The organism is Lentilactobacillus senioris DSM 24302 = JCM 17472, from assembly GCF_001436555.1.
Taxonomy (GTDB): domain Bacteria; phylum Bacillota; class Bacilli; order Lactobacillales; family Lactobacillaceae; genus Lentilactobacillus; species Lentilactobacillus senioris.
In genome coordinates, this window is the sequence record NZ_AYZR01000008.1 from 363,264 (window position 1) to 370,706 (window position 7,443).

At 38.3% G+C, this 7,443-nt stretch carries 9 protein-coding genes; 7 read left to right on the forward strand and 2 right to left on the reverse strand.

Going from position 1 to position 7,443, the window contains the following annotated elements; genetic code table 11:
- Positions 1 to 39: 39 nt before the first annotated feature.
- Positions 40 to 435 carry a hypothetical protein gene (locus FC56_RS05165; protein ID WP_054668878.1) on the reverse strand — a complete coding sequence of 132 codons (396 nt, stop codon included), beginning with the start codon at positions 433 to 435 and terminating at the stop codon, positions 40 to 42.
- Positions 436 to 574: 139 nt separating this feature from the next.
- Here FC56_RS05165 and FC56_RS05170 point away from each other — a divergent pair, with 139 nt between their 5' ends.
- The 6 genes from FC56_RS05170 to FC56_RS05195 all read left to right on the forward strand — a co-directional run bounded on the left by FC56_RS05170 (position 575) and on the right by FC56_RS05195 (position 6,044).
- Positions 575 to 889 (forward strand): hypothetical protein, encoded by a 315-nt coding sequence (locus tag FC56_RS05170; RefSeq protein ID WP_147649697.1) that lies wholly within the window; start codon positions 575 to 577, stop codon positions 887 to 889.
- Between the two features lie 75 nt (positions 890 to 964).
- Positions 965 to 1,927 carry a 50S ribosomal protein L11 methyltransferase gene (gene prmA / locus FC56_RS05175; protein WP_056978281.1) on the forward strand — a complete coding sequence of 321 codons (963 nt, stop codon included), beginning with the start codon at positions 965 to 967 and terminating at the stop codon, positions 1,925 to 1,927.
- Between the two features lie 3 nt (positions 1,928 to 1,930).
- Positions 1,931 to 2,671 carry an RsmE family RNA methyltransferase gene (locus FC56_RS05180; protein ID WP_056978282.1) on the forward strand — a complete coding sequence of 247 codons (741 nt, stop codon included), beginning with the start codon at positions 1,931 to 1,933 and terminating at the stop codon, positions 2,669 to 2,671.
- A gap of 18 nt (positions 2,672 to 2,689) precedes the next feature.
- Positions 2,690 to 4,921, forward strand: coding sequence for a RelA/SpoT family protein (locus tag FC56_RS05185; protein ID WP_056978283.1), 2,232 nt, complete (start codon positions 2,690 to 2,692; stop codon positions 4,919 to 4,921).
- Between the two features lie 11 nt (positions 4,922 to 4,932).
- Positions 4,933 to 5,379: a D-aminoacyl-tRNA deacylase gene (gene dtd / locus FC56_RS05190; protein WP_056978284.1), complete on the forward strand. Its 447-nt coding sequence runs from the start codon at positions 4,933 to 4,935 to the stop codon at positions 5,377 to 5,379.
- 23 nt (positions 5,380 to 5,402) lie between these two features.
- Positions 5,403 to 6,044, forward strand: a complete 642-nt coding sequence (locus tag FC56_RS05195) for an HAD-IA family hydrolase (RefSeq protein ID WP_056978285.1) — start codon at positions 5,403 to 5,405, stop codon at positions 6,042 to 6,044.
- A 44-nt stretch (positions 6,045 to 6,088) separates the two neighbouring features.
- On the opposite strand, the gene FC56_RS05200 is transcribed toward FC56_RS05195, so the two are convergent.
- Entirely contained in the window at positions 6,089 to 6,934 is an 846-nt protein-coding gene (locus FC56_RS05200; RefSeq protein WP_056978286.1) for an N-acetylmuramoyl-L-alanine amidase family protein, read from the reverse strand.
- A gap of 219 nt (positions 6,935 to 7,153) precedes the next feature.
- Here FC56_RS05200 and FC56_RS08235 point away from each other — a divergent pair.
- The coding region (locus FC56_RS08235; protein ID WP_225425411.1) for an ATP phosphoribosyltransferase regulatory subunit at positions 7,154 to 7,443 on the forward strand (290 nt) is incomplete at its 3' end.

Here is a 7,443-nt window from a genome sequence, read left to right on the forward strand (position 1 = left end):
ACCTGATACAAAAAAACGACCATTACTGGTCGTTTCAAGCTAGCCAATGCGCATTTCGGTAATAATTTCAGTATCAATAACTGGTTGCTGGTTATCATCTAAATGGGTTTTTAACCTATTTAATAAGTGACGAGCCGTTAGCGCTTTGTCGAAGTCCTGTTTGGACATAGAATTTAAAATGTTTTTATCTTGGGATTGGTTTAATAAAACTCGATCTAAAATAAGATCAGGAGAAGTTACGGAGAGAATGTTTATGATTGCTTTAATTGCAACTGCTCCGTTTTTAAGGTGCTGAGAATCAATATTATCTCGATAAAATAATTGTCGACCTTCAAAGATAGGAGCACTTTGAGTTCCTTCAAGAGTAGCGACGTAATTGATTTCTACTGTATCTGGCTTGATCTTATTAATAAAAGAAATTTTAAATAGTTGCATGATATCCTCCGCCAATTGGATTAATAAATTTTTAACTGGAAATCATTCCGAATATGGTTTATTTTATATCATAACACGTTTCTTTTTTTCTTGACGAAAGGTTATCGTTAATTAACGTAATACTTTAATGAGTGAGGAGGTGGCCACAATTTTAGAAAGAACAAAGCAATTTTTGACCGATAATGGTTATAAGTATAAAAAAGAATACATGCGTCCGTTATTGACGCCTGCTAATATTTATATTTTCAAATTTGGGCGTGAAAAGCTAGATAATCGACTAATTATTCGTTATGACCATAAATGGACTGGGCGGCAACGAATTAAAGAAATCGATTTAAGGTTACACAAGCAACGACACCCACGTGTTTTTGCGACCGAAACAGATTTATTGGGTTATTTAGAAGACCATCTTCTAAGTCATGAAGCAAAGGTTCACGATAACGAGACTAGTTAAAATGAAAATTCTAAAGAAGCATCTCGTTAAAAGATGCTTTTTTTGTATTTTAAATTAAGCCTGGGAGGGTATTTTATGGAATGGATGCAGGTAGCAGTTCGAACAAGTAGTGAGGCAGTGGAAGCAGTAGCCAATATTTTAATGGAAACAGGAGCTAGCGGGGTAGCAATTGAAGATGCTGCCGATTTTGCAAATATTAAAGCTGGCAAATACGGTGACCATGGTGAAATTGTGGATCCTGATTCATTAAAACATATTGAAACCGGGGCATTGGTAACTGCATATTTTCCTGAGAGTGAACAAGTGGAAAAACAAGTTCCTCAAATTACCACAAGAGTATTAAACTTAAATCAAGCAGGACTAAATCCTGGAGCTGCCGAAGTAATTGCCAAGCCGGTTAACGATACTGATTGGGCTACTGCTTGGGAAAAATATTACTATCCAGTTCCGGTTACCCGTTTTTTGACGGTTGTGCCTGATTGGGAGAAATACACTCCTAAAAATAATGATGAACGCGTAATTCGACTGGATCCAGGCCGGGCCTTTGGTACTGGAACTCATCCTACTACTAAATTATCCTTACAGGGATTAGAATCAGTGATTCGTGGTGGAGAAACAGTAATTGACGTGGGAACTGGTTCTGGCGTACTAACGATCGGAGCTGAGTTGTTAGGAGCTAACGTAATTCTAGCAACTGACTTAGACGATGTCGCTGTAGATTCAGCTCAGAAAAACTTAGCGTTAAACCCTGAAATTGGTCCGGTTAACGTAATCGCTAACGATTTATTAAATGGAATTAATCAAACTGCAGATATTATCGTGGCTAATATTTTAGCTGAAATAATTGTCCCATTAGTTCCACAAGCCTGGAATAATCTGCCGGTGAATGGATATTTCGTCACCTCCGGAATTATTGATGATAAACTTGATTTAGTAACTAATGCAATGAAGCAACAAGGGTTTGCAATTCGCGAAACTTTAAAAATGGGTGAATGGTACGGAGTGATTGCACAACGACCAGATCCAACTAAGGAGTAAGACGTGCAACATTATTTTTTAAAACAATCTTTGGTAGTCGATCAAATTGTAGAACTACCTACTAAAATCAAACATCATTTTTTTGGAGTTTTAAGGTCACAGCCAAAAGCAAAATTAGAGTTGGTAGACGAAAACCATATTGTTTTTCAAGCAATTGCTATTGACCCGGAACTAGGAACCGTCAAAATCGAAACTCAATTAGACCGACAGACCGACTTGCCAGTTGAAGCCACAATTATCTGTGGACTGGCTAAGCAAAGTAAGCCAGAACTAATTGTCCAAAAAGCAACTGAGTTAGGGGTGGCTGAAGTAATTTTTATTCCTATGGAACGTTCAATCGTTAAGTGGGGAAGTAAGAGTGAGAAAAAAATTGAACGTTTACAAGAAGTAGCAGTTAGTGCCGCAGAACAGTCTCACCGCAATAGCGTCCCTAATATTAGGTATCTAGCTAAATTAACCGAATTAGCTGATCAAAATTATGACCGAGCTTTAATTGCTTATGAAGAAGCAGCTAAGCAAGGAGAAAAAGCGCAGCTGGTACAGAATTTGGAACAACTAAGTTCAGGTGAGTCAGTAAGTTGCGTTTTTGGACCAGAAGGTGGAATTACTGATACGGAAGTCAATTGGCTAACTGATCATGGTTATCAACCAGTTGGGTTGGGACCTAGAATTTTAAGAACTGAAACCGCCCCAATGTACTTTTTGAGTGCTGTTTCTGTTATTTTGGAATTAAGCCAAATGTAATTTGGGAGGAGGATAAAAATGGTTAAAATCGAATGGACTGCTGACCAAGTACTTCAAAAAGTTAGTGAATATATGAATGAAGAACACTTGACGGAAGTTAAAAAAGCCTATCAGTTTGCTCAAATCGCCCACCGTGATCAACGTAGACAGTCGGGAGAACCTTATATTACTCATCCCGTTCAAGTGGCCGGAATATTGGCGGATCTTCACATGGACCCTGCTACCATTAGTGCTGGGTTTTTACATGATATTGTAGAAGATACCGGTGTTGAATTAATTGATGTTCAAGAATTATTTGGTGATGATGTGGCTTTGATTGTCGATGGCGTTACTAAATTGAGCAAAATTAAGTACAAATCTAACGAAGAACGTTTAGCAGAAAACCATCGAAAGCTATTGCTAGCAATGTGTAAGGATATTCGGGTAATGATTGTCAAGTTAGCCGATCGATTGCATAACATGAGAACGTTGAAGTCCCTACGCCCAGAAAAACAACGTCGAATTTCTAAAGAAACATTAGAAATTTATGCTCCGTTAGCTGATCGACTAGGGATTGGAACCATTAAGTGGGAGCTAGAAGATACTGCTTTACGGTATCTAAATCCTCAACAATATTATCGAATTGTGCATTTAATGAATTCCAGACGAGATCAACGGGTTGACTATATTGATAAGGCGATTAGTGAAGTTCAGGATTCAATTAGTGATTTAGGAATTGAGACTGAAATTTACGGTCGACCTAAGCACATCTATTCGGTCTATCGGAAAATGGTTGATCAACATAAACAATTTGATCAAATATATGATTTACTGGCTATTCGGATTATCGTTAATTCTATTAAGGATTGTTACGCTGTTTTGGGAGCTATTCATACTGAGTGGAAACCAATGCCAGGACGGTTTAAGGATTATATTGCTATGCCTAAAGCTAACATGTATCAATCCTTGCATACAACCGTGATTGGACCAGAAGGCAAGCCGTTAGAAGTGCAGATTCGAACTAAGGAAATGCATCAAATTGCTGAATTTGGGGTTGCTGCTCATTGGGCTTACAAAGAGGGCATTACTGATGAAGTTGAAGGCACTAGCGATAACAGTAAATTAAACTGGTTCAAACAAATTATTGAGTTACAAGAAGATACTGACGACGCTGCTGATTTTATGGATGGTGTTAAGGGAGAACTCTTTGGGGACCGGGTTTATGTATTTACTCCTAAGGGCGACGTTTATGAACTGCCTAAGGGAGCGGGCCCATTAGACATGGCTTACATGATTCATACTGAAGTGGGTAATCATACTACCGGTGCTAAGGTTAACGGTAAGATCGTGCCGCTAGATTATCAAGTGAAAAACGGAGATATTGTTGATATTATCACCTCTACTAATTCAGCTGGACCTAGCCGTGACTGGATCCCATTGGTGCATACCAGGCGAGCTAGAAATAAAATCAAGCAATTCTTCAGACTTAAGGATCGAGATGAAAATATCGCTTCTGGTCGGGAAGCCATTTTGCATAAAATTCACAGTGAAGGCTTTGATGACTTTAACGTTTTAGATGACAATAGTTTAGAAGCTGTTGCTCAAAGTATGCACTATCAGCACGCTGATGATTTATTGGCAGCAATTGGTTTTGGGGATGTTCAACCTACCGGTGTTGTCAATCGGTTAACGGAGGACTTACGGGCTGCTCAAAAGCGTGAACGACAAGATCAAGCTGAACGAGAATTGCTAGAAGAACATCAAACGCTTAGCGGAAGAGAAGTGGATGAACGTAACCATAAGCCTAAGAGCAAACCATCGAATGGAGTTGTAATCGAAGGCGTAGACAATTTATTGGTGCGCTTAAGTCATTGCTGTACCCCTGTTCCAGGAGACAACATTATCGGATACATTACTAAAGGACGTGGAGTTTCCGTTCACCGTGATACTTGTCCTAACGTTAAGGAAGCAGAACAAAATGCTGAACGAGTAATTTCAGTTGCCTGGGATAAGATTGATGGCGATGGTAGTAATTATTTGGCTAATATTGCCGTTCAAGGTTACAATCGTGGCGGACTGTTAGCAGATGTCTTAGGTAGCGTAAGCAATGTTACTAAAAACGTGGCTTCTATTAATGGTAAAGTTGATCACAACAAATTAGTTACCATCTCACTAACGGTGGGAGTTAGAAATATTGAACAACTAGAGAGAGTGATCAATAGTGTTAAATCCATTAAGGACGTTTATTTGGTGGAACGGGTATTTAGATAGGAGGGGTATAGATGCGAGTTGTATTACAACGGGTGTCTCAGGCCCAGGTCAGTATTTCTAGTAAGATAGTCGGTCAAATTGATCGGGGCTACGTTTTATTAATCGGAGTTGCCGATGAAGATGGGGAAGCTGAACTTGATTATCTGGTTCATAAGATAACTAACCTACGAATTTTTGAAGATACTAATCATAAAATGAACCTAAGCTTAACGGACGTTAATGGTTCGATTTTAGCTATTTCGCAGTTTACGTTATTTGCTGATACTAAAAAAGGAAATCGACCAAGCTTTACTAAAGCCGGTAAGCCAGAACACGCTGAACAATTATATTTACAATTTGTTCAAAGATTAAAGGATGCCGGAATTGAGGTTGCCACTGGTGAATTTGGGGCTGATATGCAGGTAGAATTAACCAATGATGGCCCGGTAACCATTTTGTTTGATACACAAAATAAATAATTAATTATTTAGGAGAAACGATTATGATTAATCAACTTTTTTGGGATTTTGATGGAACGTTGTTTGATACTTACCCAGCAATGGTCAGAGCTTTTCATTTAACCTTGATGGACTTAAATGTAGACGAAGTTGAAATTGACGATCATTCTATCTATACCACAATGCGGCAACAATCACTGGGAACAGCATTTGACCAATACGGGGCAGAATTTGGACTTAATTTGGACCAATTAAAAATCACTTACTACCGTCATGAAGTTCAGGAAGTTGCTGGTGCAAAGCCAATTGCTGGAGTTGCCGAAATTTTGCAACAAGCGATTGATAACGGTGGAGCTAACTATTTGCTTACTCACAGAAACGATCAAGCTAAACAGTTATTAGCTGACAATGGTTTTAAGAACCAATTTGTGGATGCCGTAACTGCTGATATGCCATTTCCAAGAAAGCCCAAGCCAGATTCCTTGAATTATTTGATTGATAAACACAATGTTGACCGTAAAGCGGCAATGATGATTGGGGATCGTGAACTAGATGTGTTAGCTGGCCATAATGCTAATATTGCTTCTAGTCTATTTGATCCAGATGGCCTAATTGTCCAAACTGGTGATCCAGAAATTCGAGTTGCTGCTATGCCAGAACTAAAGTTATGGTTAGCTAAAAGTTAATAAAAAGACCTTTAATGAGTATCATCATTAAAGGTCTTTTTATTTTAAGCTTGCTTAGCAAAGTAGTTAGTTAGTCCCTTAGTTACTGAGTCAGCAACTTGATTTTGATAACTTGGAGATTTAATTTCTGAAAAGTTGGAGTCGGAATTAATATATCCAGTTTCTAAAAGAACTGATGGAACGTTAGTATCTCTAATAACTAAGAAATCGCCAAATTGTACTCCCCGATTAGGAAGTGGCAGAGTGCTTCTAAATTGGTCGTTAATGGCCGTGGCAATTTGTTTAGAGCGGCCAGGATGGTAATAATAGCTAGTTACACCACTGGCACTATTAGGATCATCAGATGAGTCTAGGTGGAAACTGATAAAAGCATCTGCGTGGTTAGCTTCAGCAATATCAGGCCGTTTATTTAGTGAAACGGTGCTGTTGGAATTTCTGGTCATGATTACACGTGCCCCAGTAGCTTTTAAGCGGTTGGCTACTTTTTGTGCAATTTTTAGGGTATAAGTTTGCTCTTGCTTTCCAGTGTTAGAAATAGCCCCAGTATCAGCTCCACCATGTCCAGGGTCAATGACGATGGTAGCTTCAGCAATTTTATGAGGGTTAGTAATTTGGGTATCGTTAACCAGCCACGAGGCAACCCAGCCTACTTGTCGGTGATTAGCGATTACTTTTAACCAATTATTTTGGCGTTTAATAACTTGTAGATGAGAACCCTTTTTAACAGTTCCCTTGACGGAGTAAGATATTGCCGGCCCGGAACGGACGTTTAATTCAGCCACTTTTACGGTAACAGAGTTGGAGAAAAAAATGGTTAATAAAATTGAAAAGGTAAAAATGGCAATTGTTCCAGCAATTATCCAACCTCGATTTTGTACAATCTTTTTCACTAAAATCCTCCAATTAAAAAATAAGAATTGCCATTATTATACCGCAGTTTTTTTATACCAAATCTATAATTGGTTGGATCTTGACTTTTTTTTATTTTTCAATTAGGCTAAATGCTGTTAGTAAACGATTAATTGCCCTTAATCGGACGATTTTTAAAAAACTTGCGCTTACCACTTTTAACCAAAAGTGGTTTTTTATTGAAAATTGGGAGGTTTGAAATGAAATTTCAACGGCCAAAGGGAACAGCGGATATTTTACCCGGAGAATCACAAAAATGGAATTATATTGAAGAAACAGCACGGGGTCTATTTCAAGATTATCGTTACTCAGAAATTAGAACTCCTTTATTTGAAAATTTTGAAGTTTTTTCAAGAACGTCTGGAGATACATCTGACGTAGTTACTAAGGAAATGTATGATTTCCATGATAAAGGTGATCGTCATATTAGTTTACGTCCGGAAGGAACGGCGGGAGTAGTTAGAGCTTTTGTAGAAAACAAGCTATACGG